General features: G+C 73.6%; 23 protein-coding genes and 1 pseudogene. 14 read left to right on the forward strand and 10 right to left on the reverse strand.

The features are described 5' to 3' along the window. Positions 1-15 precede the first annotated feature (15 nt). Positions 16-651, forward strand: a complete 636-nt coding sequence (locus KW076_RS02225; protein WP_224356042.1) for a LysE family translocator — start codon at positions 16-18, stop codon at positions 649-651. A 201-nt stretch (positions 652-852) separates the two neighbouring features. On the opposite strand, the gene KW076_RS02230 is transcribed toward KW076_RS02225, so the two are convergent. After that, positions 853-1,734: a PhzF family phenazine biosynthesis protein gene (locus KW076_RS02230; RefSeq protein WP_224356043.1), complete on the reverse strand. Its 882-nt coding sequence runs from the start codon at positions 1,732-1,734 to the stop codon at positions 853-855. Between the two features lie 54 nt (positions 1,735-1,788). Here KW076_RS02230 and KW076_RS02235 point away from each other — a divergent pair, with 54 nt between their 5' ends. Continuing rightward, positions 1,789-2,253: a hypothetical protein gene (locus KW076_RS02235; RefSeq protein ID WP_224356044.1), complete on the forward strand. Its 465-nt coding sequence runs from the start codon at positions 1,789-1,791 to the stop codon at positions 2,251-2,253. Positions 2,254-2,312: 59 nt separating this feature from the next. After that, positions 2,313-2,729, forward strand: coding sequence for a hypothetical protein (locus KW076_RS12685; RefSeq protein WP_434084353.1), 417 nt, complete (start codon positions 2,313-2,315; stop codon positions 2,727-2,729). Here KW076_RS12685 and KW076_RS02245 read toward each other — a convergent pair. Next, complete coding sequence (locus KW076_RS02245) at positions 2,689-3,459, reverse strand: ArsR/SmtB family transcription factor (RefSeq protein WP_224356045.1); 771 nt, start codon at positions 3,457-3,459, stop codon at positions 2,689-2,691. The two genes, KW076_RS12685 and KW076_RS02245, sit on opposite strands and share 41 nt — an antisense overlap. An 82-nt stretch (positions 3,460-3,541) precedes the next feature. Further along, a pseudogene (locus KW076_RS02250) lies at positions 3,542-4,537 on the reverse strand (IS481 family transposase). A 131-nt stretch (positions 4,538-4,668) separates the two neighbouring features. Here KW076_RS02250 and KW076_RS02255 point away from each other — a divergent pair. After that, on the forward strand, positions 4,669-4,899 hold the full coding sequence (locus tag KW076_RS02255; protein WP_224356046.1) for a GyrI-like domain-containing protein: 231 nt from the start codon (positions 4,669-4,671) through the stop codon (positions 4,897-4,899). A gap of 82 nt (positions 4,900-4,981) precedes the next feature. On the opposite strand, the gene KW076_RS02260 is transcribed toward KW076_RS02255, so the two are convergent. Next, complete coding sequence (locus KW076_RS02260; RefSeq protein WP_224356047.1) at positions 4,982-5,629, reverse strand: DedA family protein; 648 nt, start codon at positions 5,627-5,629, stop codon at positions 4,982-4,984. A gap of 111 nt (positions 5,630-5,740) precedes the next feature. Between KW076_RS02260 and KW076_RS12565 the strand changes: the two genes are divergently transcribed. Next, positions 5,741-6,769 (forward strand): sensor histidine kinase, encoded by a 1,029-nt coding sequence (locus KW076_RS12565; protein ID WP_286670228.1) that lies wholly within the window; start codon positions 5,741-5,743, stop codon positions 6,767-6,769. Next, positions 6,766-7,428 (forward strand): response regulator transcription factor, encoded by a 663-nt coding sequence (locus KW076_RS02275; RefSeq protein WP_224356761.1) that lies wholly within the window; start codon positions 6,766-6,768, stop codon positions 7,426-7,428. The genes KW076_RS12565 and KW076_RS02275 overlap by 4 nt, the downstream gene beginning before the upstream one ends. 38 nt (positions 7,429-7,466) lie before the next feature. Here KW076_RS02275 and KW076_RS02280 read toward each other — a convergent pair whose 3' ends face one another. Further along, positions 7,467-8,189, reverse strand: coding sequence for a phosphatase PAP2 family protein (locus KW076_RS02280; RefSeq protein ID WP_224356048.1), 723 nt, complete (start codon positions 8,187-8,189; stop codon positions 7,467-7,469). 165 nt (positions 8,190-8,354) lie between these two features. Between KW076_RS02280 and KW076_RS02285 the strand changes: the two genes are divergently transcribed. Further along, positions 8,355-9,275: an SDR family oxidoreductase gene (locus KW076_RS02285; RefSeq protein ID WP_224356049.1), complete on the forward strand. Its 921-nt coding sequence runs from the start codon at positions 8,355-8,357 to the stop codon at positions 9,273-9,275. A 96-nt stretch (positions 9,276-9,371) separates the two neighbouring features. Here KW076_RS02285 and KW076_RS02290 read toward each other — a convergent pair whose 3' ends face one another. Beyond that, positions 9,372-9,737, reverse strand: a complete 366-nt coding sequence (locus KW076_RS02290) for a VOC family protein (protein ID WP_224356050.1) — start codon at positions 9,735-9,737, stop codon at positions 9,372-9,374. A gap of 197 nt (positions 9,738-9,934) precedes the next feature. Here KW076_RS02290 and KW076_RS02295 point away from each other — a divergent pair, with 197 nt between their 5' ends. From KW076_RS02295 to trpB, 5 genes are all read left to right on the forward strand, one after another. Further along, complete coding sequence (locus tag KW076_RS02295) at positions 9,935-10,744, forward strand: ABC transporter ATP-binding protein (RefSeq protein ID WP_224356051.1); 810 nt, start codon at positions 9,935-9,937, stop codon at positions 10,742-10,744. Further along, positions 10,741-11,475 carry an ABC transporter permease gene (locus KW076_RS02300; protein ID WP_224356052.1) on the forward strand — a complete coding sequence of 245 codons (735 nt, stop codon included), beginning with the start codon at positions 10,741-10,743 and terminating at the stop codon, positions 11,473-11,475. The genes KW076_RS02295 and KW076_RS02300 overlap by 4 nt, the downstream gene beginning before the upstream one ends. Beyond that, a complete protein-coding gene (locus KW076_RS02305; RefSeq protein WP_224356053.1) occupies positions 11,472-12,128 on the forward strand; it encodes an ABC transporter permease in 657 nt (218 codons plus the stop codon). The genes KW076_RS02300 and KW076_RS02305 overlap by 4 nt, the downstream gene beginning before the upstream one ends. Before the next feature lie 27 nt (positions 12,129-12,155). Continuing rightward, positions 12,156-13,151, forward strand: a complete 996-nt coding sequence (locus KW076_RS02310; protein WP_224356054.1) for an ABC transporter substrate-binding protein — start codon at positions 12,156-12,158, stop codon at positions 13,149-13,151. 479 nt (positions 13,152-13,630) lie between these two features. Continuing rightward, positions 13,631-14,944 carry a tryptophan synthase subunit beta gene (gene trpB / locus KW076_RS02315; RefSeq protein WP_224356055.1) on the forward strand — a complete coding sequence of 438 codons (1,314 nt, stop codon included), beginning with the start codon at positions 13,631-13,633 and terminating at the stop codon, positions 14,942-14,944. A gap of 31 nt (positions 14,945-14,975) precedes the next feature. Here the strand turns inward: trpB and KW076_RS02320 are convergent, their stop codons facing one another. Next, positions 14,976-15,569, reverse strand: a complete 594-nt coding sequence (locus tag KW076_RS02320; protein WP_224356056.1) for a GNAT family N-acetyltransferase — start codon at positions 15,567-15,569, stop codon at positions 14,976-14,978. Between the two features lie 397 nt (positions 15,570-15,966). Here KW076_RS02320 and KW076_RS02325 point away from each other — a divergent pair, with 397 nt between their 5' ends. Further along, positions 15,967-17,217 carry a Glu/Leu/Phe/Val family dehydrogenase gene (locus KW076_RS02325; protein ID WP_224356057.1) on the forward strand — a complete coding sequence of 417 codons (1,251 nt, stop codon included), beginning with the start codon at positions 15,967-15,969 and terminating at the stop codon, positions 17,215-17,217. Positions 17,218-17,318: 101 nt separating this feature from the next. Here KW076_RS02325 and KW076_RS02330 read toward each other — a convergent pair whose 3' ends face one another. Both KW076_RS02330 and KW076_RS02335 read right to left on the reverse strand, forming a co-directional pair. After that, positions 17,319-18,905: a ribonuclease J gene (locus KW076_RS02330; protein WP_239240679.1), complete on the reverse strand. Its 1,587-nt coding sequence runs from the start codon at positions 18,903-18,905 to the stop codon at positions 17,319-17,321. Positions 18,906-19,218: 313 nt separating this feature from the next. Then, positions 19,219-20,235 (reverse strand): DMT family transporter, encoded by a 1,017-nt coding sequence (locus KW076_RS02335; RefSeq protein WP_224356059.1) that lies wholly within the window; start codon positions 20,233-20,235, stop codon positions 19,219-19,221. Positions 20,236-20,386: 151 nt separating this feature from the next. Here KW076_RS02335 and KW076_RS02340 point away from each other — a divergent pair, with 151 nt between their 5' ends. Then, complete coding sequence (locus tag KW076_RS02340) at positions 20,387-21,100, forward strand: type 1 glutamine amidotransferase domain-containing protein (RefSeq protein WP_224356060.1); 714 nt, start codon at positions 20,387-20,389, stop codon at positions 21,098-21,100. A gap of 258 nt (positions 21,101-21,358) precedes the next feature. On the opposite strand, the gene KW076_RS02345 is transcribed toward KW076_RS02340, so the two are convergent. After that, positions 21,359-22,237 (reverse strand): spermidine synthase, encoded by an 879-nt coding sequence (locus KW076_RS02345; RefSeq protein ID WP_224356061.1) that lies wholly within the window; start codon positions 22,235-22,237, stop codon positions 21,359-21,361. Between the last annotated feature and the right edge of the window lie 50 nt (positions 22,238-22,287).

Raw genomic sequence — 22,287 nt, forward strand, 5'->3', positions numbered from 1 at the left:
TGATAGCTTCTGCGCATGACCCTCACCGTGGCGCTGCTCTCCTTCGCGCTCCTGGCCCTGCTGATCACGCTCACGCCCGGCCTGGACACCGCCCTGGTGCTGCGGTACGCCGGCCGTCAGGGCTCCGGGGCCGCGTTCGCCGCGAGCGCCGGCATCTGCGCCGGCCTGTTCGTGTGGGCGGTCGCGGCCGCCCTCGGGGTCAGCGCCCTGCTGGCCGCGTCCGAGCTCGCGTACACCGCGCTGCGCTGGATCGGCGCCGCCTACATGGTCTATCTCGGCGTGCGCATGCTGATCGCGGCGGTCCGGGGCACGTCCGGGGACCACGACGGCGACGCCGCCCCCGCCCTCGTCCGCCGCGGCCAGGCCTTCCGCACCGGCTTCACCGTGAACCTGCTGAACCCGAAGGTCGGCGCGTTCTACGTGGCGCTGATCCCGCAGTTCATGGTCCCCGGTGTGGCCCCCGCGGTGATGGGCGTGCTCCTGGCGGTCGTGCACATCGCGGTCTGCCTCGCCTGGTTCGTCTTGCTGATCGCGTTGGTGGGCGTGGTGAGCGGCTGGCTGCGACGCCCGGCCGTGCAGCGCGGGATGGACGGCGTGGTCGGCACCGCCCTCGTGGGCTTCGGCGCCCGCCTGGCGCTCGCCAAGGCCTGACCCGGCCCGCGGGCCCGCCCGGCCGCACCCCCGCCCCCACGCCCGTTCCCTTCCGCCCCCATGCCCGTCCGCTTCCGCCAGGGCTGGCAGACACGCCGCTACCTCGCGGGGATTGCGGCGTGTCTGCCAGCCCTGGCGGGGGGGCGAGGGCGGGGGGCTTCGCGGGGACCGGGCCGGCGCGGGGCGGCCCGCCCAGGCCGGTCAGAGCGTGAGCGTCCCGTCCACCAGCACGGCCGCGCGCCCGCCCACCCAGATGCGCGCGCCGTCGTCGTGCACGTGGATCCGCCCGCGCCGCCCCACCTGCGAGCCCTGCGCGGCCGCGTACCGCGGCGGCACCAGTCCGGCCCCGCGCAACCACTGCGCCAGCGCGCCGTTGAGGCTGCCGGTCACCGGGTCCTCACCGCCGTACGCGAACGCCCGCACCTCGTAGGCGGTCTCCGCGCCCTCGGGCTCCAGCCCGACGACGCCGACCTTCAGCTCCTCGTGCCCGCGCGGCTCCAGGGCGCGCACGGCCTCGGCGTCGGCCACCCGGACGAGCTGCCAGCCCGGGCCGTTGTCACCCCACCCGTGGTCGAGGATCGCATCCCGGTCGATGCGCAGACCCGCCGCGATCGCTCGGACGTCCTCCTCACCCAGCGGCCCGGAGCGGCGGAGCGGCGGCGTGGCGAAGGCGAGGAGGCCGTCGCCGGCCAGGGTGACGGGGACGAGACCCGCGCCGCACTCCTGCACCAGCGCCGTCGAGCCACCGCCCCGCCCCGGGGTGCGCGGCGTGCCCCCGGTGTGCAGCCAGGCCAGGGCGGTGCCGAGGGTGGGGTGCCCGGCGAAGTCGAACTCCTCGCGCGGGGTGAAGATGCGCACGCGGTAATCCGCGGCGGGGTCCGTGGGCGGCAGCAGGAACGTGGTCTCGGAGAAGCCGGTCCACGCGGCCACCGCCTGCATCTGCCCGTCCGTGAGGCCCTCGGCGTCCACGACGACGGCCAGCGGATTGCCCGTGAGCGGCCCGGTGGCGAACACGTCCACCTCGAGGAAACGGCGCGGGCGGGCGGGGGAGCTGTCGGGAAAGGGTGCGTGCGACTCGGTCATGGGCACCATCCTCCGGCACGCCGGACCGGCACACCCGTGCGGCATCATGGACACATGACCCACGCAGGAGATCGCCCTTCCCGCGGCGGCCACCCCGCCCGCCGGGCCCTCGGCATGTTCGCCGGGGCGGCCGCCGTCACCCTCGGCGCCGGGGGCTGTGCGGTGCCGGAGACGGTGGTGTGGGGACCCGACGGGGCGGCCGTGAAGTCCGCCACCCGGGACGTCATCGCCGCGGCCCAGCGGGGCGGGGACGGCCTGCCCGCGTGCCCCGGAGTCTCCGTGGTCACGGGTGATCCTGCGGCCTGGCGCGGCGCCGGCGCAGGCGAGCCCGAACGGCCCGGTCCGGACCTCCCCGCCGAGCTGACGCGGGGTGGCGAGCCGGCCTGGGTGATCAACGTGGAGGCCGGGGCCGAGGCGGCCGCCCCTGGGGCGCGGGTCCCGGGCTCGCTGGCCTTCTCCGACCTGGCCGACGGCGGCCTCTGCCTCTCTGGGCTCGACTGGGCGAACGTCGGCGGGTGAGCGCCACCGTCGTCCACAGCTGGCTGTCGCCCCGCTGACCCCGCCCCTACGGTGACCCCATGAGCACCCTCTCCGAGACGCACGTCATCGACTTCCCCGGCTTCCCCACGGTGGTGGTGCATAGCCCGGGCCAGGCGATGGGCACGCTGCCGCAGTTCATGGACACTGCGTTCCGCGCGCTCGGCGCCGCCGTGCAGCGGGGCGCGTGCGCCCCCGCGGGCCCGGCGTTCTCCAAGTACCGCGGGCTGACCGGCGGCTCCGGTGAGGCGCCGGAGTCCGCTGACCGGGGACGTCGGTCCATCGATCCTGCCGTTGGTCTGCGGACGAGAGGGCCGGGTGCGCTGGTGCCGGATCCCGAGTTCGTGGCAGGCCAACTGGACTGGCCCGTCTCGAAGGCGAAGACGGAGGTGGATGCAACGCCCGGTCGTAGTGGGGTCAGTCGTGCATGGGCTTGCCTGTCTCAATCCAGGTCTTGATGTTGGAGATGAGGAACAGGCTGCCGGGCCCGACCTGTCGCGCCGTTTCGGTGGATGGGTCGAGCTCGTAGTGCTCGACAGTGAGCAGGGTGGCCCCGCCCTGGGCAGCGAGCGACCACACGAGGCGGAACGGGGCTTCCGGCGTCACCGCGTCGTCCCAGGTCGGCGAGAAGGTCATCTCGAGGCGCTGACCGGGGTCGGCGGCGATGATCGTGCCCTCAGCGGCCCGTCGTCCGTCGGGGTAGGTGTAGGTGTAGTCGCTGCCCGGTTCCAGCGATGAGTTGAGCGTGGTGGCGAAGAACCAGGAGGAGCATTCCTGGGTGAGGGCGGTCCAGACGCGTTCGGGCGTGGCGTCGATGACGATGGCCTGGCGGTGCAGGGGCGCGGCGGTGGTCATGGCTTCCGGTCTCCGTTCGGACGTGCTCTTGAGGCGGTTCAGTGCCTGCCCCCAGCCGAGGGCGTAGTCGTCGAGCCAGCGTTGCGCCAAGGCGACCAGGGGGGCGGCGTTGAGGTAGCAGAGGCGGGTTCGCCCTGCCTTGTGGGACGTGACCAGACCGGTGTCCTCCAGGACGCCGAGGTGCTTCAGCACTGCATGACGACCCAGTTCGGGCAGGGCCTGTCCAAGATCGGTCACGCTCTGGCCGTCGCGCTCGTGCAGGGCATCGAGCAGCGCCCGCCTGCCCGGATGGGACAGGGCCAGGAGGACCGTGTCGTCGTCAGAAGAGGTCACGTCGAGAACAATAGGTGACCCTGAAGTCACCCATCAAGGCCCAGTGGTTCCACGGGTCGATCAACGTCGCCGGTCAGTACAGCTAGCTGTGATGTCCAGGGAGGTTGTTGAGCCTGCTGGCAGGTGCGGCTCCGATCGCGGAGTGGACTCGGTGATGATTGTAGAAGTGCACCCACCCAGGCAACGCGGCCCTGCGTTCGGTCTCTGAGCCGTAGAACTTGGCGTAGGCCCACCCGTCAGCGAGCGTGCGATGGAACCGCTCGATCTTCCCGTTCGTCTGCGGTCGGTAGGGCCGAGTCCGCTTGGGCTTGATCCCGAGCTCGGTGCAAGCATCCCGCCAGGCATGCGAGCGGTAGGCCGAACCGTTGTCCGAGAGCACCCGCTCCACCTCCACGCCCAGCTGCGCGAAGTGAGCGACCGCGCGGCGCAGCACCGCGATGGCGGTCTGGCTGCGTTCGTCGGAGTGCATCTCGACATACGCGAAGCGGGAGTGGTCATCGATCACGGTGTGCAGGAAGCCCACCCCGAGCCGGGGCTGGTATCGGGCATCACGGGTTCCTTCTCGGTCCGAAGTCGCCGCGCGGTGCTTCATGCCCTGCTGACGCCCGACGAATCGGTGCCCGCCCCCGTCGGGGATGCGTCCGAACTTCGTGACGTCAACGTGGATCAGCGAGCCGGGGTGGGGGTGCTCATAGCGGCGGATCGGCTCGGCGGTGACCCGGTCCAGACGGGCGAGGCGGTTGATCCGGCAACGCACGAGCACGGCATGGACGGTGGATGCCGGCATCCCGAGTTCTGAGGCGATCTGCACGGGCCCCAGGCGCCGGCGCCTTCTGGCGGCCACGATCTGTTTCACCACTGCAGGCGATGTTCTGGTCGGCATCGTGGCCGGCCGGCTGGACCGGTCGACCATGCCTGCAGGTCCCTCGGCCCGGAAGCGGGTGGCCCATTTGCGTGCGGTGGGTGGGGAGACCATGAACATCTTGGCCGCGGTGGCGACCGGCTAGTGCTCATCGACGATGAGCTTGGCCAGGCGTAGACGGGCGCGAGGGGTCAGGGCGGCGTTAGCGTGGGACATGAAGGCCTTCTGTTCGCGTGAGCGGTTTCTTGACAACTCCACTCTCGCAACAGGAGGCCTTCGCCTGTCAGCTGCTCACGCAACAACGTCCCTGGACATCACAGCTAGCGGCACCGCTCGAGGTGGACGGGGTGCGGATCGAGCCGTCGGACCTCCCGGCGGGCAGCCTCGGCGTCGCGAAGCACACGGGCACCTACGAGCTCCTCTCCGAGGCCTGGCCCGCATTCCTGGACGCCCTCCGCGAGAACGGCCACGAGCCCGGCGGCCTCTGCTGGGAGGCCTACGACACCCCGCCCACCCCGGACACCGACCCGGAGACCCTCGTCACCGGGCTCGCCGTGCCGGTCCGGCCGGCGGCCTGACCCTCCCCACGCACGACGAAGCCCCCCGCGGGCTCACCCGCGGGGGCCTCGTCACGCCGGCCCGACCGTCCGGCGTCGTCCGTCAGGCGACCGGTTGCCCCTCGGTCATGACGGCGTCGCGGCGGGCCTTGCGGCGGGCGCGCAGGGCCTGGATCGCGATCGGGGCCACCGAGATGACGATGATCAGGATCATGATCCCGTCGATGGACTTCGTGATGCCCGGGATCTGGCCGAGCAGGGCGCCCACGGCCACCATCGAGCAGACCCACGCGACCGCGCCGCCGATGTTCCAGCCCACGAAGGAGCGGTAGGGCATGCCCGCGGTGCCCGCGGCCACCGGCACGTAGGTGCGGACGATGGGCACGAAGCGGCCGAGCACGAGGGCCAGCGGGCCGCGGCGCTCGAAGAAGGCCTCCGCCTGGGCGAGGCGCTCGGTCTTGAGCACCCGCGCGTCGTCCTTGAAGAGCCGGCGCCCGTACCTGTGGCCGAGGTAGAAGCCCACCTGGTCGCCGAGGATGGCGGCGAGGCCGGCCACGAGGATGATCGCCCACAGGGCGATGCCCAGCTCCACGTGCAGGGCCGCGGCGGTGACCAGGAGGGAGTCGCCGGGCAGGAACGGGAACAGCACGCCGGACTCGATGAACACCATCGAGCCGATGCCGCCGAGCGTCCAGGGGCCGAGCGAGTGCAGGATGGAGGCGGCGTCGAGGATGTTCGTCAGCACTGGCATGGGCGGGTGTCCTTCCGTGGGGGTGGCCCGGGCGGGCCGTCGCGGTCCATCGTCACCGCCCGGCTCCCAGAATCGGCCAAGATTGGCCGCACCCGGCGCTAGGGTGTCGGCGTGAGCCCGACCCCCGCCCTCCGCGGCCGCCCCGCGCCCGGCCCCGACGCCGCCCTCGTGGCCCGCGCCGCGCGCCGGATCGGTCTGCGGACGGCCCTGGCGTGCGCCGCGCTGGTCCTCGGCGGGGCGGGCGTCTTCTTCGGCTACCTCTGGTGGCAGATCGCCCACCCGGGCGTAGACCCCCGGGACGCCGACGCCACCGTCACGGTCCAGCTGGACCTCGTGGACCTGGCCACCGCGGCCATCCTGGCGGGCGCCGCCGCCGTGCTCATCACCGGGTTCGCGAGCCTGTGGTTCTCCCGGAGCGCCGTGCAGCCGCTCGCGGACGCCCTGCGCCGCCAGCGGGAGTTCGTCTCCAACGCCAGCCATGAGCTGCGCACCCCGCTGACCGTGCTGAGCGCGCGCACCCAGGTCCTGCAGGCCCGCGTCCCCGCGGGGGACCCGCTGGAACCCCTCGCGGACGAGCTGCGCCGGGACACCGACGTCATGGCCGGGGTGGTCGAGGACATGCTCAGCACCGCCCGCCTGGACTCCGCGCCGGAGGGCATGTGCGACGCCGGCGAGGTCGCCGCCGCCGCGTGCGCGGACCTGAGTCTCGTGGGCGCCGAGGAGCGCGGGGTGCGGCTGCGCGCGGACCTGCCCTCCCTGCCGGTCGCCCTCCCGGAGGCGGCCCTGCGCCGCATGCTGGCGGCCCTCCTGGACAACGCCCTGGGCTTCGCCCCGCCGGGCACCGAGGTGACGGTCTCCGGGGAGCGGGTCCGCGGCGTCGTCGAGCTGCGGGTGGCGGACCGAGGAGCGGGCATCCAGGGCGTGGAGCCGGACCACGTGTTCGACCGGTTCGCGCGCGGCAGGCCCGCCGCCGTGCCGGGCTCGGGGCCGGGGGCGGTGCCGCGGTCCTCCCACGGGATCGGCCTGGCGCTCGTGCGGGAGACCGCCCATCGCTACCGGGGCGAGGTGCGCGTGGAGTCCACGGGTCCGGAGGGGACCGTGATGCTGTTGACCCTGCCCGCCGCGCAGGAGGCGCGATGACGGGCCCCGACCTGCTGCTGATCGAGGACGACGACCGCCTCGGCCCCCTGCTGCGCGACCTGCTCTCCCTGGACTGGGAGGTGACCTGGTCGCCCACCCTGGCGGCGGCCCGGGCCGAGCTGGACCGCCGGCTGTTCGCCGTCCTGGTGGTGGACCGCGGCCTGCCCGACGGCGACGGCGTCGACCTGGTCCGCGAGCTGCGCGCTCGCGGCGTGGCCGTCCCGGCCCTGCTGCTCACCGCCTACGGCGAGCTCGAGGACCGCGTGCACGGCCTCGACGCCGGCGCCAACGACTACCTCGTCAAGCCGTTCGAGGTGGCCGAGCTGCAGGCCCGGCTGCGCGCCTTGACCCGCGACTACTCGGGCCGCGGGGCGGGCGTGGAGATCGGCTCGTGGATGTTCTACCCGGACAACCGCACGGTGGAGTCGCCCTACACCGGGCGGATCCTGCTCACGGAGAAGGAGTCCGCCCTGTTGGCCGTGCTCGCCTCCGCCCCGGACACCGCGTTCACCCGGGCCCACCTGCTCAGCGCCGTGTTCGAGCACGGCGAGCAGGAGGGCACCGTGGACACCTACGTCCACTACCTGCGTCGCAAGACGGACCGATCCCTCGTGGAGACCGTCCGCGGGGTCGGCTACCGCCTCGGCACCCCGACCTGAGGCGGTGCGGTGCGTCCTGGCGGCGGGTGCTCCGCGGGTCAGGCGCGGTGCGCCCCCCGGCGGTCCGTCAGGCGGCGCAGGGGCCCGGCCACGAGCCCGGCCAGCTGCCACATGAGCGGGCCGGCCAGCAGGACCCACGCCAGGGAGGCGAGCACGTCCGTGGGGTAGTGCACGCCGAGCACCAGGACGGTTGCCACCATCACCGCCACGGCCACCACGCCGAGCACCGCGCGAGCCGCGCGCTGACCGGAGGTGCGGGACGCGAGGACCAGCATGAAGGCCATGGCCGCCACGAAGGCGACGTGGCCGCTGGGGAAGGTCCAGTCGACGGCGGGCACCGCCGTGGGGTGCGGCAGGGCGGCGGCCGCGGGGCGGGGGCGGTGCACGAGCAGCTTCACTGCCCCCACCGGCAGCCAGGCGAGCGCCACGGCCAGGCCGAGGCGCACGCCCAGCGCCAGGTCCCCGCGCCGGAGGGCCACCAGGCTCGCCACCGCCAGGGCGAGGACCACCGCGAACGCCGGTTCCAGCGCCTGGTACAGGGCGTTGCTGAGCACACCCACCGCGCCGGTGTTCCAGTCGTTGAACGCGCGGGTCACCGGCAGGTCGGCCGTGACGGGGATGAGCGCCAGTCCGCCGCCCACCACGAGCACCGCGGCGAGGAACGCCGCCACGATGCGCACCGGGGCGAGCGCGGGGCGTCCGCCGGGAGCGCGGCGGAGGGGGTGGGACGGGCTGTTCGGGGGGAGGAGGGCGGTGGCCATGCCTCCAGCGTGGGCGGCCCCTTCCAAGAAGCCGCCCAGAAACCGGCCGGTCGCGGTCGGGCCCGGCGCCGCGCACCAACCGTGGCCCGCGGACCAGGCCGGTTCCTATGGTGGAGGGACGGCGCGTCGACCGCGCGCCGTCCCTGAGAAGAGAAGGAGTACGCCGTGGCGAACGACGACACCAACACCACCACCACCGACCAGCTCACCCTGCAGGACCCCACGAAGCGCTACCCCGTGATCAGCCCGCCCGAGCAGTCCCTGCCCGGCACCGGCCTGGACGCCGAGATGACCCCGAAGGCCGACCTGGGTGAGAAGTCCTACCGCGGCACCGGCCGTCTCGAGGGCCGCAAGGCGCTCATCACCGGCGGCGACTCCGGCATCGGCGCGGCCACCGCGATCGCGTTCGCGCGCGAGGGCGCCGACGTGGTGCTGACCTACCTGCCGGAGGAGGAGAAGGACGCGCAGCACGTCAAGGAGGTCATCGAGGCGGAGGGCCGCAAGGCCGTGACCGTCTCCGGCGACCTGCGGGACAAGCAGTTCTGCAAGGACCTCGTGGAGCGCGCCGTGCAGGAGCTCGGCGGCCTCGACATCCTCGTGAACAACGGCGGCAAGCAGGTCGCCCAGGAGGAGTTCGAGCAGATCGACGACGAGCAGCTCGAGGCGACCTTCGACATCAACATCCTGGCCCAGTTCCGCCTGGTCCGCGCCGCCCTGCCGCACCTGAAGCCGGGCTCCACGATCATCAACACCACCTCCGTGGTCGCCTACATGGCCCCGGAGCAGCTGGTGGACTACTCCTCCACCAAGGCCGCCATCAACACCTTCACCAAGGCCCTCGGCCAGCAGCTGGCCCCGAAGGGCATCCGCGTGAACGCCGTGGCGCCCGGTCCGATCTGGACCCCGCTGCAGCCCTCCGGCGGCCAGAAGCCGGAGGCCCTGCCGGAGTTCGGCCAGTCCACCCCGCTGGGTCGCGCCGGGCAGCCCACCGAGCTCGCCCCGGCGTACGTGTTCCTGGCCTCGCCGGAGTCCTCCTATGTGGTGGGCGCGACCATCCCGGTGACCGGCGGCATGCCGACGCCGTGACCTGACGCGGCGGCGGGGCGCTCCGCCCGCCGGCACGACGACGCCGGCCCGGTCCCCGCGACCGGGCCGGCGTCGTCGTGCGGACCCCGGCCGGGGTCAGTCCCCGGTGTCGAGGATGCAGAACTCGTTGCCCTCGGGGTCGGCCAGCACGGCCCAGCCGAGATCGCCGCGGCGGTCGTCCACCATGCTCGCGCCGAGGCCCAGGGCACGCTCGACCTCCTCGTCCCGCGTGGTGCCTGCCGTCATGAGGTCCATGTGGGCGCGGTTCTTCACGCGCTTGGCGTCCGGCACCCGGTAGAAGAGCACCGTGTACCCCTCGGCCGTGGCCAGGTAGCACTCGTCGGATCCGGGGGCGTAGGAGTCGGGCTCGGCGACGTCCCAGCCCATCAGCTCGCGCCAGAACTCAGCGACGGCGTAGGGGTCCAGGGCGTCCCAGGTGGTGTGGGACAGGCGCAGGCTCATGCGCTCATGCAAGCACCGCCCGCGCGTCCGCGGAAGGCCCCCGCGCTCCGACGGCGCCGGGCTCCGTCGGCGTGATGCTCCCCGCGGCTGACCCGGGGTGCCCCCACCCGTGACCGGGGGCACATCCCGCCCCTAGGGTGGGGCACCGACCGCCGACCCCGCCGGCGCCCTGCCGACCTCACCTGGAGGCTCCCGCCATGATCCGCTTCGAGCACGTGGGCAAGGTCTTCGACGACGGCACCGCCGCCGTGGAGGACTTCAGCCTGGAGGTGCCCTCGCACACCACCACGGTGCTGCTGGGCTCCTCGGGCTGCGGGAAGACCACGCTGCTGCAGATGGTCAACCGCATGGTGGACCCCACCTCGGGCCGGGTGTGGATCGACGACGCCGACGTCGCCTCCGTGGACCCGGTGCGCCTGCGCCGCCGGATCGGCTACGTGATGCAGCAGGCGGGCCTGCTGCCCCACCGCACCGTGCTGGACAACGTCCTCACCGTCCCGCGTCTCACGGGCCGGGTCTCCGCCGCGGATCGCTCCCGGGCGCACGAGCTGCTCGAGCTGGTGGGCCTGCCCGCAGACGCGGCCCGGCGGCGCCCGGACCAGCTCTCCGGCGGCCAGCGCCAGCGCGTGGGCGTGGCCCGCGCCCTGGCCTCGGACCCAGACATCCTCCTCATGGACGAGCCGTTCTCCGCCGTGGACCCCGTGGTCCGGGCCGAGCTGCAGGCCGAGCTGCTGCGGATCCAGCGGGAGCTCGCGAAGACCGTCCTGTTCGTCACCCACGACGTCGACGAGGCCGTCCTCCTCGGGGACGAGGTCCTCGTGCTGCGCACGGGTGCGCAGGTGGCCCAGCGGGGCCGCGGGGAGGAGATCCTGCTGCACCCGGCGGACGGGTTCGTCGACCGGTTCGTGGGCGGGGACCGGCGTCGCCTGCACGTGGAGGAGCGCGCCGGCACGGCCACCGTGGTGGACGCCGCCGGCCGCGTGGCCGGTCTCCTGGAGACGCCATGACCTGGATCGCGGAGAACCTGGACCTGATCCTGGACCTGACCCTGCGGCACGTCGCACTCGCGGTGCCCGCGATCCTGCTCAGCGTGCTGATCGCCGTGCCCCTGGGCCGGGCCGCGAACGTCTCCCGCTGGGGACGACGCCTGGCCGTGGGCGGCTCCAGCCTGCTCTACGCGATCCCGTCCCTCGCGGTGTTCGTGATCCTGCCCGGGCTGATCGGCACGAGGATCCTGGACCCGCTGAACGTGGTCATCGCCCTGACGCTCTACGGCGCCGCCCTGCTGACCCGCAGCGCCTCCGAGGCGTTCGACGCCCTCGACCCCGACGTCCTGCACGCCGCCACCGCGCAGGGCCACAGCCCGTCGCAGCGGTTCTGGGGCGTCGAGCTGCCCCTGGCGGGGGAGTCCCTGCTGGCGGGCACGCGCGTGGTCAGCGCCTCCACGCTCTCCCTGGTGTCCGTGGGCGCGCTGATCGGCGTCCCCTCCCTGGGCACCCTGTTCACCGAGGGGTACGCCCGCGCGTTCCTCACGGAGATCCTCGTGGGCATCGCGGGCACCGTGCTGCTCGCCGTCCTCTTCGACGCCGCGCTCGTGGCCCTCGCCGCCGCCCTGATGCCGTGGACGCGGCGCGGACGCCGGACCGTTCCCGCCCCCGAGGACGCCCGGCACGACGCCGCCCTCACCGACGCCGTCACGGACCCCGTGACCGCCCCCGCCGAGGGGGTCACCCGATGATCGCCGACCTGTTCGCCTGGTTCGCCGACCCCGCCCACTGGACCGGCCCCGGCGGCGTGCCCGCCCGCGTGGCCGAGCACCTCGGCTACTCCCTGCTGGCCCTCGCGATCGCCGCCGTGATCGCCCTGCCCGCCGGCGTGGCGATCGGCCACACGGGGAAGGGGCGGCGCGTCGTCGTCGCGGTGTCCAGCGCGCTGCGCGCCCTGCCGACCCTGGGCCTGCTGACGTTCCTCGCGATCGTCCTGCAGGTGGGCCTGCGGCAGGCGCTGATCCCCGCGGTGATCGTGCTGGTCGTCCTGGCCGTGCCGCCCCTGCTGGCCGGTGCCTACGCGGGCGTGCATGCCGTGCCCCGGGACGTCGTCGTCGCGGCCCGCGCGAACGGGCACTCCACCCGGCAGCTCGTCTCCCAGGTGGAGGTGCCGCTGGCCCTGCCGATGATCGTCGGCGGGCTGCGCTCGGCCTCCCTGCAGGTGCTGGCCACCACGTCCGTGGCCGCGTACCTGGGCCTGGGCGGGCTGGGGCGGTACCTGTTCGACGCGCTCGCCGTGCAGGACTACACCACCATGCTCGCCGGGGCCGTGCTGATCGCGCTCCTGGCCCTCGTCTCCGACGCCGTCCTCCTCCTGTTCCAACGCCTCGTCACCCCCGCCTGACCCCACCTGACCGAAAGGACCCCCGCCATGGCGACTTCCCCGCGCCCCTCCGCCCCCCTCTCCTCCGCCCTGAGTCGTCGCGCGCCGCGCCGCGCCGTCCTCGGCCTGCTGGCCGCGTCCCCGCTGCTGGCGGCCTGCGGCGGCGACCCCCTGGCCGAGGGGTCGTCGAGCCCCGCGCCGGGCTCCGGCGGCACCGACGCCGGCGGCGCCGTCACGGTGGGCTCCGCGAACTTCGCGGAGTCGGAGATCCTCGGCGAGCTGTACGCCCAGGTCCTCGAGGCCAAGGGCCTGCAGGTGGAGCGCCGCATGCAGATCGGCGCCCGCGAGGTCTACCTCGACGCGCTCAAGGACGGCTCGATCGACCTGATCGCCGAGTACACCGGCAACCTCCTGGGCTACGTCGACAAGGAGGCCACCGCGACGTCGTCGGCCGACGTGGAGGCCGCGCTGAAGGCGGCCCTCCCGGACCACCTGACGACCCTCGCCGTGGCCCAGGCCGAGGACAAGGACTCCTACAACGTCACCAAGGCGTTCTCGGAGGAGAACGGGATCACCTCCCTCGCCGACCTCGCCGCCCACCCCGGCACCCTCCGCGTGGGCGGCCTGCCCGAGCTCGCCCAGCGCGACTACGGCGCCGGCCTCGCCGGCCTGGAGGAGGTCTACGGGGTGCCCCAGGACAAGCTCGAGTTCACCCCCATCAGCGACGGCGGCGGCCCCCTCACCGTGCGCGCCCTCGTGGACGGGGACGTGGACCTGGCCAACATCTTCTCCACGACGCCGGCCATCAAGGACAACGGCTTCGTCACCCTGGAGGACCCGAAGGGCATGATCACCGCGCAGAACGTGGTCCCCCTGATGGCCAAGGACAAGGTGACGGACCGCATCCGCGAGGCCGTGGAGGCCGTCCAGGCGCAGCTGACCACGGACGACCTGCTGGCCATGAACGCCGCCAACGCGGGCGAGGCCAAGCGCCAGCCGCGTCAGGTGGCGGCGGATTGGCTGCGGCAGAAGGGGCTGGTCTGATCCGGTCCCGGGTCGGAGGAGCCTGGGCGCCCGCCCCCGGCCCGCACGATCCCCGCCTGCCCCTGCGCAAGGCGGGGTTCCGCCACGCCGGCGACGCCGCCCGGTGGGTGCGCAGCCTCACCCCGCTCGGCGCACCGGTGCCCCAGGGGGCGGAGTTGACCCGCCGCATCCTGCAGGCCCGGCCGGAGCTGCCCGTGGACGCGGCGCAGGCCCTGACCCTCCTGGCCGAGGGCGCAGGGCCGGGGGAGGACGCGGCGTCGTGAGCGCGGCGGCGGGTCGTCACAGCGACACCCGCCGCCCTGCGGCAGGAGTACCCTCGTCCCCATGCAGATCCGTGCGCAGCAGTGGTGGACCGCCTGAGGGCGGTCTCCACGTCGTGCGCACACCACGAACGAGCCGTCCGGAATCCGGGCGGCTCGTCCCATGAGCGGCCCGGGACGGCCAGGCTCCCGCCTGACCCCACCCTGAAGGAGACCGCCATGACCCACCGCAATCCAGAGGACAACGCGCTCCGGGCCGCCGACGCCGCCCGCCCCGAGCCCCGCACGCTCGCCGAGGCCACGGACCTCGTGCACACCCCGGACCTCACGGCCGGCGCCGACGGCATGTTCGGCACCTACGGCGGCGCCGTCCTGCCGCCGGAGCTCGCCGGCCCCATGGCCGAGGTCGCCGAGGCCTACGAGGAGGCCCGCCACGACCCCGAGTTCTACGCCGAGTACCGCCGCCTGCTGCGCGACGTCGTCGGGCGTCCGTCCCCGCTGACCCCGCTGGACCGCCTCTCCGACGAGCTGGGCGGCGCCCGGATCGTCCTCAAGCGCGAGGACCTGAACCACACGGGCGCCCACAAGATCAACCACACCATCGGTGAGGCGCTGCTGGCCAAGCGCATGGGCAAGCGCAGCCTGATCGCCGAGACCGGCGCGGGACAGCACGGCGTGGCCCTGGCGACGGCGGCCGCGATGGTCGGCCTGGACTGCGAGATCCACATGGGATCGATCGACGTGGCCAAGCAGCACCCCAACGTGGTGCGCATGCGCCTGCTCGGCGCCACGGTGGTCTCCGTGGACCGGGAGGGCCGCTCGCTCAAGGAGGCCGTGGACTCCGCGTTCGACGTGTACGCCTCCGACCCGGCGCACTATCTCTTCGCGATCGGTTCCGTGGTGGGCCCGCATCCGTTCCCCACGATCGTGCGGGACTTCCAGGCCGTGGTCGGTCGCGAGGCGCGCGCCCAGTTCCTGGAGCGCTACGGCGCGCTGCCGAGCGCCGTCGTCGCGGCGGTGGGCGGCGGATCCAACGCGATGGGCGCGTTCACCGCGTTCCTCGACGACGCCGACGTGCGGCTGATCGGCGTCGAGCCCGGCGGTCGTTCGGCCACGAAGGGCGAGCACGCGATGTCGATGGCGCAGGGCGTGGACGGCGTCCTGCACGGCATGGCCACGAAGGTCCTGCAGGACGAGCAGGGCGTGCCGGACCCGGTGCACTCGATCGCCTCGGGCCTGGACTACCCGGGCGTCGGGCCGCAGCACGCACGCCTGGCGCAGCTGGGCCGCGTGGAGTACGTCGCCGAGGACGACGCCGCGGTGCTCGAGGCCTTCCAGCGCCTCACCAAGCTGGAGGGCATCATCCCCGCGCTCGAGTCCGCGCACGCCGTGGCCCGCGCGATCCGCATGGCTCCCGGGCTCGGCACGGACCAGCGGATCCTGGTGAACCTCTCGGGCCGCGGCGACAAGGACGTGGACTACGTGGCCGAGACGCTCGGCCTCACCGGGGACGCCGACGAGGTGGTGCGCTGACGGCGCCGCGCGGGCGGACGGCGCTCTCAGCTCAGTCCGCGGGCGCCGAGCCGGCCAGCCGCGCCTCGAGTCCCGCGCGCACCGCGGGCCACTCGGCGGCGAGCACGCTGAAGTAGTCGACGTCCGCGACGGTGCCGTCCGCGGCGGGCCGGAAGGCGCGCAGCGTGCCCTCGAAGGTCGCGCCGAGGCGCAGGATCGCCCGGTGGGAGCGGGTGTTGCGGTGGTCGCACCGCAGCCCCACCCGCTCCACGCCGAGCGCCTCGAACGCGTGGCGGAGCAGGAGCAGCTTGCACGCCGGGTTCACCTCCGTGCCCCAGACCTCGCGCGCGTAGATCGTGTGCCCCACGTCCACGCGCACCCCGGGCACGTGCTCGTAGTACGCGGTGCGGCCCACGAACTCCCCGTCCCGTTCGACGGCGAACGCGGTGAGGTCCTCGCGGGCCATGAGCTGGGCGAGGTGGGCGGCCATGGCCTCGTCCGACGTGGGCAGGGGCGAGCTCATCCCCGCCCATGACCCGGCGTCGACGAGCGCGCGGAGCCGCGGGGCGTCGTCGAGGGTGAGGGGGCGCAGGCGCACCGCGCCGTGCTCGAGGAGGAGGTCGGCGGGGAGCTGCGCGGCAGGCATGGGCGTGAGCGTAGCGCGCGCTGCCGTGCGAGGGCACGCGATCCGCGGGGCTGTTCTCCCCGAGCCAGCGCCCGGTGAAGGGCCGGGCGCGGCCGGGAAGCCGGGCCTCACCGGGGCGGTCCGCCGCGGCGCGTCCGCATCTTGTTGAACAATTCGTCCACGGAGAGGCGCCGCGGCTGACGGTTCGTCTTCACTCCGGGGGTGTCGAGGCCGCCGCCCTGGTCTGCCGGGGGCGCAGGGGCCTAGCGTCGAACCCTGGCACACAACGTCGTGGCCGCCTCCGTGGCCTCGGCGCGCCCTCGACCAGGCCGGCCTCCGCAGACCCCTCCCGGCGTCCGCGGGATCCGACCCGGTGAGCCCACCCGCTCATTCCGTCCACGAAGGAAGACCTTTTTCGATGACCTCCGCATCGTCCCCGCTGGCCAATGCCCTGGCCCAGCTCGAGAGGGCCGTTGAGACCCTCGGCTACGACGAGGGCACCCACCAGCTGCTCGCCAACCCGCGCCGCGAGCTCTCCGTCAGCATCCCGCTGCGGCGTGACTCCGGCGAGGTCGAGGTGTTCCACGGCTACCGCGTGCAGCACAACTTCTCCCGCGGCCCCGCCAAGGGCGGCGTCCGCTTCAGCCCCTCCGTGGACCTCGACGAGGTGCGCGCTCTGGCCATGTGGATGACCTGGAAGTGTGCCCTCGTGGACGTGCCCTACGGCGGCGCCAAGGGCGGCGTGGCCATCGACCCGCGCACGTACTCGCAGGCCGAGCTGGAGCGTGTGACCCGGCGCTACACCACCGAGATCCTGCCGATCATCGGCCCGGAGAAGGACATCCCGGCCCCGGACGTGGGCACGGACGAGAAGACCATGGCCTGGATGATGGACACGTTCTCCGTGGCCATGGGCTACACCGTGCAGGGCGTCGTCACCGGCAAGCCCGTCTCCTTGGGCGGCTCCCTGGGCCGCGCCGAGGCCACCTCCCGCGGCGTCGTCCACATCGCGCTCGCCGCGCTCAAACACAAGGGCATCGAGCCCGCCCAGGCCACCGCGTCCGTGCAGGGCTTCGGCAAGGTCGGCGCCGGCACGGTGGAGTTCCTCGCCGACGCCGGCGTGACGGTCCTGGCCGTGTCCGACCAGTACGGCGCCGTCCGCCGCGAGGAGGGCATCGACTACGCCGCCCTCGCCGCCCACGTAGCCGAGACCGGCTCCGTGGTCGACTGCCCCGGCACCGAGCCCATGGACCCCGCCGAGCTGCTCACCATGGAGGTCGACGTCCTGGTGCCCGCCGCTGTCGAGGGCGTGCTCACCAAGGACAACGCCGGCGACGTCAAGGCGAAGATCGTGGTGGAGGGCGCCAACGGCCCGACCACCGGTGAGGCCGACGCCATCCTCAACGAGAACGGCGTGCTCGTGGCCCCGGACATCCTGGCCAACGCGGGCGGCGTGATCGTCTCCTACTTCGAGTGGGCGCAGGCCAACCAGGCCTACCGCTGGACGCTCCAGGAGGTCAACGACCGCCTCGCCGCGCGCATGCGCACCGCGTGGGACGGCGTCCTGGCCGCCAGCCAGAAGCACGGCGTGAGCCTTCGCGAGGCCGCCACCGTGACCGCCGTGAAGCGCGTCAAGGAGGCCCACGAGATCCGCGGCCTCTACCCGTGATCTGACGCCGGCCCCGGCACGACGACGCCCCCGCAGCCTCCACGAGGAGGGTGCGGGGGCGTCGTCGTCAGCTCCCCGAAGACGTCGAGGGCGGGGTCGGCTCAGGCGTCCACGACCACCACGGTCACCAGCGGCGCGCGGCGGTAGGCGCGCTCCAGGTGACGGGTGACGGCGTCGCCGATCACGCGCTCGAGCTTCTCGATGTCGTCGATGTCCTGGACGTTCGAGCGGGACAGGGCGGACTTCACCTTCTCCGCGGCGCCCTTGAACACGGACGCGTCCTGGATGAAGCCCTTGGTCATGAACTCGAGCGGCTCGGCCAGCTGGTTGGTGTCCGGGTCGACGATCGCCACGACCGTGACGACGCCGGCCTCCTGCATGGTGCGGCGCTCCTCGAGGGTGCCCTCGGTGACCTTGCCGATCGTGTCGCCGTCCACGTAGACGAGGCCGGCCTCGACCTTGCCCGCCACGGAGACCCTGCCGTCCACCAGGTCCAGGACGTCGCCGTCCTTGGTGATGAACACGCGGTCCTCCGGGAGGCCGGTCTTCTTGGCCAGCTCCGCGTTGGCGTGCAGGTGCGCGGCCTCGCCGTGCACGGGCATCACGTTGCGGGGCTGCACGATGTTGTAGCAGTACACCAGCTCGCCGGCGGAGGCGTGGCCGGAGACGTGCACCTTCGCGTTGCCCTTGTGCACCACGTTCACGCCCATGTCCGTGAACTTGTTGATGATGCCGGTGATGGAGGTCTCGTTGCCCGGCACCACGGAGGAGGCCAGGAGGACGGTGTCCCCCTTGTTCAGCTTGATCTGGTGCGTCTGGTTGGCCATGCGGCCCAGCGCGGCCATCGGCTCGCCCTGGGAGCCGGTGGAGATCAGGGCGATCTTCTCGTCCGGCATGTCCTGCAGCTTCTTGAAGTCCACCACGAGGCCCTTGGGGATCTTGAGGTAGCCCAGGTCGCCGGCGATGCCCATGTTGCGCACCATCGAGCGCCCCACGAAGGCGACCTTGCGGCCGGAGGCGTGGGCGGCGTCGAGCACCTGCTGGATGCGGTGCACGTGCGAGGCGAACGAGGAGACGATGATCCGCTTCGGCGCCGTGCGGAACACGTGGTCGATGGCGGGGGTCAGCTCGCGCTCGGAGATGGTGAAGCCCGGGACCTCCGCGTTGGTGGAGTCCGTGAGGAACACGTCCACACCCTCCTCGCCCAGGCGGGCGAAGTGGCGCAGGTCGGTGATGCGGCGGTCCAGCGGGAACTGGTCCATCTTGAAGTCGCCGGTGTGCAGGATCAGGCCGGCCTCCGTGCGGATCGCCACGGCGAGCGCGTCCGGGATGGAGTGGTTCACGGCCACGAACTCGAGCTCGAACGGGCCCATGTGGCGCTTGTCCTCTGCGACCACCATGTGGGTCTTGGGGACGATCTTGTGCTCCTTGAGCTTGGCCTCGATGAAGGCCAGCGTCAGCTCCGAGCCGATCAGGGGGATGTCCGGGCGCTCCTTGAGGAGGTACGGGACGCCGCCGATGTGGTCCTCGTGGCCGTGGGTCAGCACGACGCCGACGACGTCCTGCAGGCGGTCACGGATGGAGGTGAAGTCCGGCAGGATCACGTCGATGCCGGGCTGGTGGTCCTCCGGGAAGAGCACGCCGCAGTCCACGATCAGGAGCTTGCCCTGGTGCTCGAAGACGGTCATGTTGCGGCCGATCTCGCCGAGGCCGCCGAGCGGGGTGATGCGCAGACCGCCCTTCGCGAGCTGGCCGGGGGCGCCGGAGGACCGGGGGCGGCGGGACTGGCCGCCGCCGCGGCGACGGGAGGAGGAGTTGCGGGAGGAACGAGTCAAGTCAGCGTGCTTTCGTCAGTCGGACAGAGGGGTGGGCGCGCGCTCGGATCGAGGGCGTGCCGCGTGTCCCGCCCGCGGCGGGCCCAGGGGCGCGCGCAGGGAGCGGGTGAAGTCTTCCTCTAGACTACGGCCTTTTGCCCAGGCCGGGGGCGACGACGCCGCCCGCTCACCCCCGGCGGGCGCGGCGCCGGGACGCGCGGAGCCCCGCGGGGACCTGCGGCGAGGACGCCACGACCATGGCCGCGAGCGCCCCGAGTGTGCCGACCACCGTCAGCCAGGTGACCTGCGCACCGGGGGCGGGGGCCACGACGTCGAGCAGCAGGGAGCCGACGAGCTGGCCGGCGACCATGCCGAGGGTGGTGAGGAACGCGCCCACCCGAGGGATGAGGAAGGCGCCCAGCCCCACGAACACGGTGCCCAACGGCCCGCCGAGGTACATCCACCACGCCGCGGGGAGCGGCCCCATGCCGGCGCCCGTGCCCGCCGCGACGGCCGTGGCCGCGGCGAGCACCGCCGTCCCGGCCGCGAAGTTCACCAGCGTCGGGGGCAGCGGGGTGCCGAAGTGCGCCGTCTGGTGGCCGTTCATCGCCTGCTGGCCGCTCGTGGCCACGCCCGCCGCCAGCGGCAGCACCGCCAGCGCCAGCCAGGCCCCCGGGGATCCCGACTCCTGCAGCCGCGGCCACACCACCGCGGTGACCGCGCAGAACGCCAGGAGCGCCCCGAACAGGCGGCGCCGGCTGATCCGCTGCACGCCCGCGGGTGTCCACCCGAGCCGGTCCCAGAGCATCCCGCCGAGCATCTGCCCGGTCACGACGGCCACCGTGAACACCGCCACGCCGATCAACGGGATCGTCCACGCCTGCGTCAGCACGAACGCCGCGCCGATGGTGCCGGCGAGCAGCTGCCACCAGCGCACGTCGCCGTTCCGCACGGCGGCGGGGATCCGTGCGGCGCCCCGTCGGCCGGAGGGCAGCAGGAGCGTGGCGAGGACCAGGACGGCCAGGCCCGTGGCGAAGGACGCACACGCAGCGAGCGCCGGCGAGCCGACCGCCAGGGACAGCGCCGAGTTCACCCGCCCCTGGACCGGCATGGCCAGGCCGGCGACGAGCGCCAGCAGGAACAGCAGCGCCGTCGTCGCCCCGGAGCGCGGCGCGGGCGTGAGGGCGGGGGAGGAGGCAGGCACCGGCCCAGGATGGCACGCGACGGCTCGGGGTCCTGCCGATGCGTCCGCCCGCGTCAGGACGCGCGTCCTGGCCAAGACCCCCGCGTGCCGGGAAGACTGGCGGACGGACGGGCGGCGAACGCCGCCCGCGGACGTGCCGCAAGGAGGCCCCATGACCAAGGTCTTGTTCGTCGTCAGCGCCGCCGACCAGTGGACGCTCAAGGACGGCACCGTGCACCCCACCGGCTTCTGGGCCGAGGAGTTCGTGGTGCCGCACCAGACGTTCACCGAGGCCGGCTGGCACGTGGACATCGCGACGCCGGGCGGCCGCGTGCCCACCGTGGACCAGCTGAGCCTCGGGATGATGGCCGGGTCCCCGGCCAAGCGCGAGCAGCTGAGGGCCGCCTTGGACCGGCTGCGCCCCGCGCTGGAGCGCCCCCTGGTGCTCGCCGACGTGGACGACTCCGCCTACGACCTCGTGTTCTACCCCGGCGGCCACGGCCCCATGGAGGACCTGGCCTACGACCCGGTGTCCGGTGCGCTGATCGCCCGCCGTCTGCTGGACGAGGCCCCGCTGGCCCTGCTGTGCCACGCCCCGGCCGCCGTGTTCGCGGCCAAGCGCGCCGACGGCACGATCGTGGCCGAGGGCCGCCGCATGACCGCGTTCTCCGACCTCGAGGAGAAGCTGAACCCGTTCGCCCGCAAGGCGAAGTGGACCCTCGAGGCCCAGCTCAAGCACGGCGGCGTGCAGTACGAGAAGGCGCGCTTCCCCATGCAGTCGCACGTCGTGGCGGACGGCGCCCTGTACACCGGGCAGAACCCGCAGTCCTCGGCGGCCCTCGCCGAGCGCCTCGTGCACGACCTCAGCGCCCGCGTCGAGCGCTGAGTCCGGGGCAGCCGCCGCTTTCGTGCGCGAAACGGACGGCGTGTCGCTCGCTTTCGTGCGCGAAACGGACGGCGTGTCGCTCGCTGTCGTGCGCGAAACGGACGGCGTGTCGCTCGCTGTCGTGCGTGAGGCCGACGGCGTGTCGCTCGCTGTCGTGCGTGAAACGCACGCGGGCAGGGCTCGCCTGCCGTTTCACACACGAAAGTGCCCGGGGAGGGGTTCATTTCACGCACGAAAGCGCGGGGGGTGCGGGGGTGATCAGGGGGCGGCGGTGATCCGCTCCGCGAGCGCCGCCGACTCGTGCGCGTCCAGCACCACTGCCGGGTGCGGCCCCGCCGCGTGCAGCGCCGCGGCGTCCATCCCGGCCAGGCCCGGGCCGGCGACGAGCACCGCGTTCCCCAGCTCGCGCCGCTCCAGCACGGAGTTCGGGCCGAGCGTCCACGGACCGGGCACGCCCGCCCCCTCGGCGGCGTCCGCGCAGGCCGCCTCCAGGGCGGTGAGTTGCGTGGCCAGGTAGGCGAGACCGTCGTCGTCGCCGATGTTGACGCAGAGCACCCCGCCCGGGGCGAGCAGCTCCAGCAGCTCCGCGTGGAAGGCCGCGCCCGTCAGGTGCGCGACGGCGCCGGCGTCCGTGTCGATGTCCAGCACGACGGCGTCCCACGCCCCCGCCTGGGACTCGCCCTCCAGGGGGTCCAGGAGGTCGTCGACGACGGCGCGCGCATCCGCGACGACCACGTACACGTCCGCGTCGGCGGGCAGGGGGAGCTCCTCCAGGACGAGGCCCATGAGCTCGCGGTCCAGGTCCACGACGGTCTGCACGGAGCCCGGGCGGGTGGCGGCCACGTACCGGGGCAGGGTCAGAGCCCCGCCGCCCAGGTGCAGCACGCGCAGGGGCTCTCCGGCAGGGGCGAGCGCGTCCAGGACGTTCGCGATGCGCCGCAGGTACTCGTAGCGGACCTGCGTGGGGTCGGCGAGGTCCACGTGGGACTGCACCGCCCCGCCGACCTCCAGCATCCAGCCGCCGGCGTGCGGGTCGGGCAGGATCCGCGCGTCGACGCCGGAGGCGGCCAGGTGCACGGTGCGGGCGGTCGGGCTGGGCGCGGGGGAGGAGGCGTCGTCCTGGGGCTGCGTGGGCATGGGGCCATTCTTCCGGCCCGCGGGGGCGGCAGGTGGTCCCTTCGCGGACG

This window comes from Micrococcus porci (assembly GCF_020097155.1).
Taxonomy (GTDB): domain Bacteria; phylum Actinomycetota; class Actinomycetes; order Actinomycetales; family Micrococcaceae; genus Micrococcus; species Micrococcus porci.

Coding starts and splice junctions, on each gene's coding strand:
- KW076_RS02310 (WP_224356054.1), top strand. CDS start 12,156: ATGGCGACTTCCCCGCGCCCCTCCGCCCCCCTCTCCTCCGCCCTGAGT.
- KW076_RS02305 (WP_224356053.1), top strand. CDS start 11,472: ATGATCGCCGACCTGTTCGCCTGGTTCGCCGACCCCGCCCACTGGACC.
- KW076_RS12685 (WP_434084353.1), top strand. CDS start 2,313: ATGAGCACCCTCTCCGAGACGCACGTCATCGACTTCCCCGGCTTCCCC.
- KW076_RS02300 (WP_224356052.1), top strand. CDS start 10,741: ATGACCTGGATCGCGGAGAACCTGGACCTGATCCTGGACCTGACCCTG.
- KW076_RS02330 (WP_239240679.1), bottom strand. CDS start 18,905: ATGACCGTCTTCGAGCACCAGGGCAAGCTCCTGATCGTGGACTGCGGC.
- KW076_RS02320 (WP_224356056.1), bottom strand. CDS start 15,569: ATGCCTGCCGCGCAGCTCCCCGCCGACCTCCTCCTCGAGCACGGCGCG.
- KW076_RS02260 (WP_224356047.1), bottom strand. CDS start 5,629: ATGCCAGTGCTGACGAACATCCTCGACGCCGCCTCCATCCTGCACTCG.
- KW076_RS02235 (WP_224356044.1), top strand. CDS start 1,789: ATGACCCACGCAGGAGATCGCCCTTCCCGCGGCGGCCACCCCGCCCGC.
- KW076_RS02325 (WP_224356057.1), top strand. CDS start 15,967: ATGACCTCCGCATCGTCCCCGCTGGCCAATGCCCTGGCCCAGCTCGAG.
- KW076_RS02295 (WP_224356051.1), top strand. CDS start 9,935: ATGATCCGCTTCGAGCACGTGGGCAAGGTCTTCGACGACGGCACCGCC.
- KW076_RS02340 (WP_224356060.1), top strand. CDS start 20,387: ATGACCAAGGTCTTGTTCGTCGTCAGCGCCGCCGACCAGTGGACGCTC.
- KW076_RS02345 (WP_224356061.1), bottom strand. CDS start 22,237: ATGCCCACGCAGCCCCAGGACGACGCCTCCTCCCCCGCGCCCAGCCCG.
- KW076_RS02225 (WP_224356042.1), top strand. CDS start 16: ATGACCCTCACCGTGGCGCTGCTCTCCTTCGCGCTCCTGGCCCTGCTG.
- trpB (WP_224356055.1), top strand. CDS start 13,631: ATGACCCACCGCAATCCAGAGGACAACGCGCTCCGGGCCGCCGACGCC.
- KW076_RS02280 (WP_224356048.1), bottom strand. CDS start 8,189: ATGGCCACCGCCCTCCTCCCCCCGAACAGCCCGTCCCACCCCCTCCGC.
- KW076_RS02275 (WP_224356761.1), top strand. CDS start 6,766: ATGACGGGCCCCGACCTGCTGCTGATCGAGGACGACGACCGCCTCGGC.
- KW076_RS02290 (WP_224356050.1), bottom strand. CDS start 9,737: ATGAGCCTGCGCCTGTCCCACACCACCTGGGACGCCCTGGACCCCTAC.
- KW076_RS02230 (WP_224356043.1), bottom strand. CDS start 1,734: ATGACCGAGTCGCACGCACCCTTTCCCGACAGCTCCCCCGCCCGCCCG.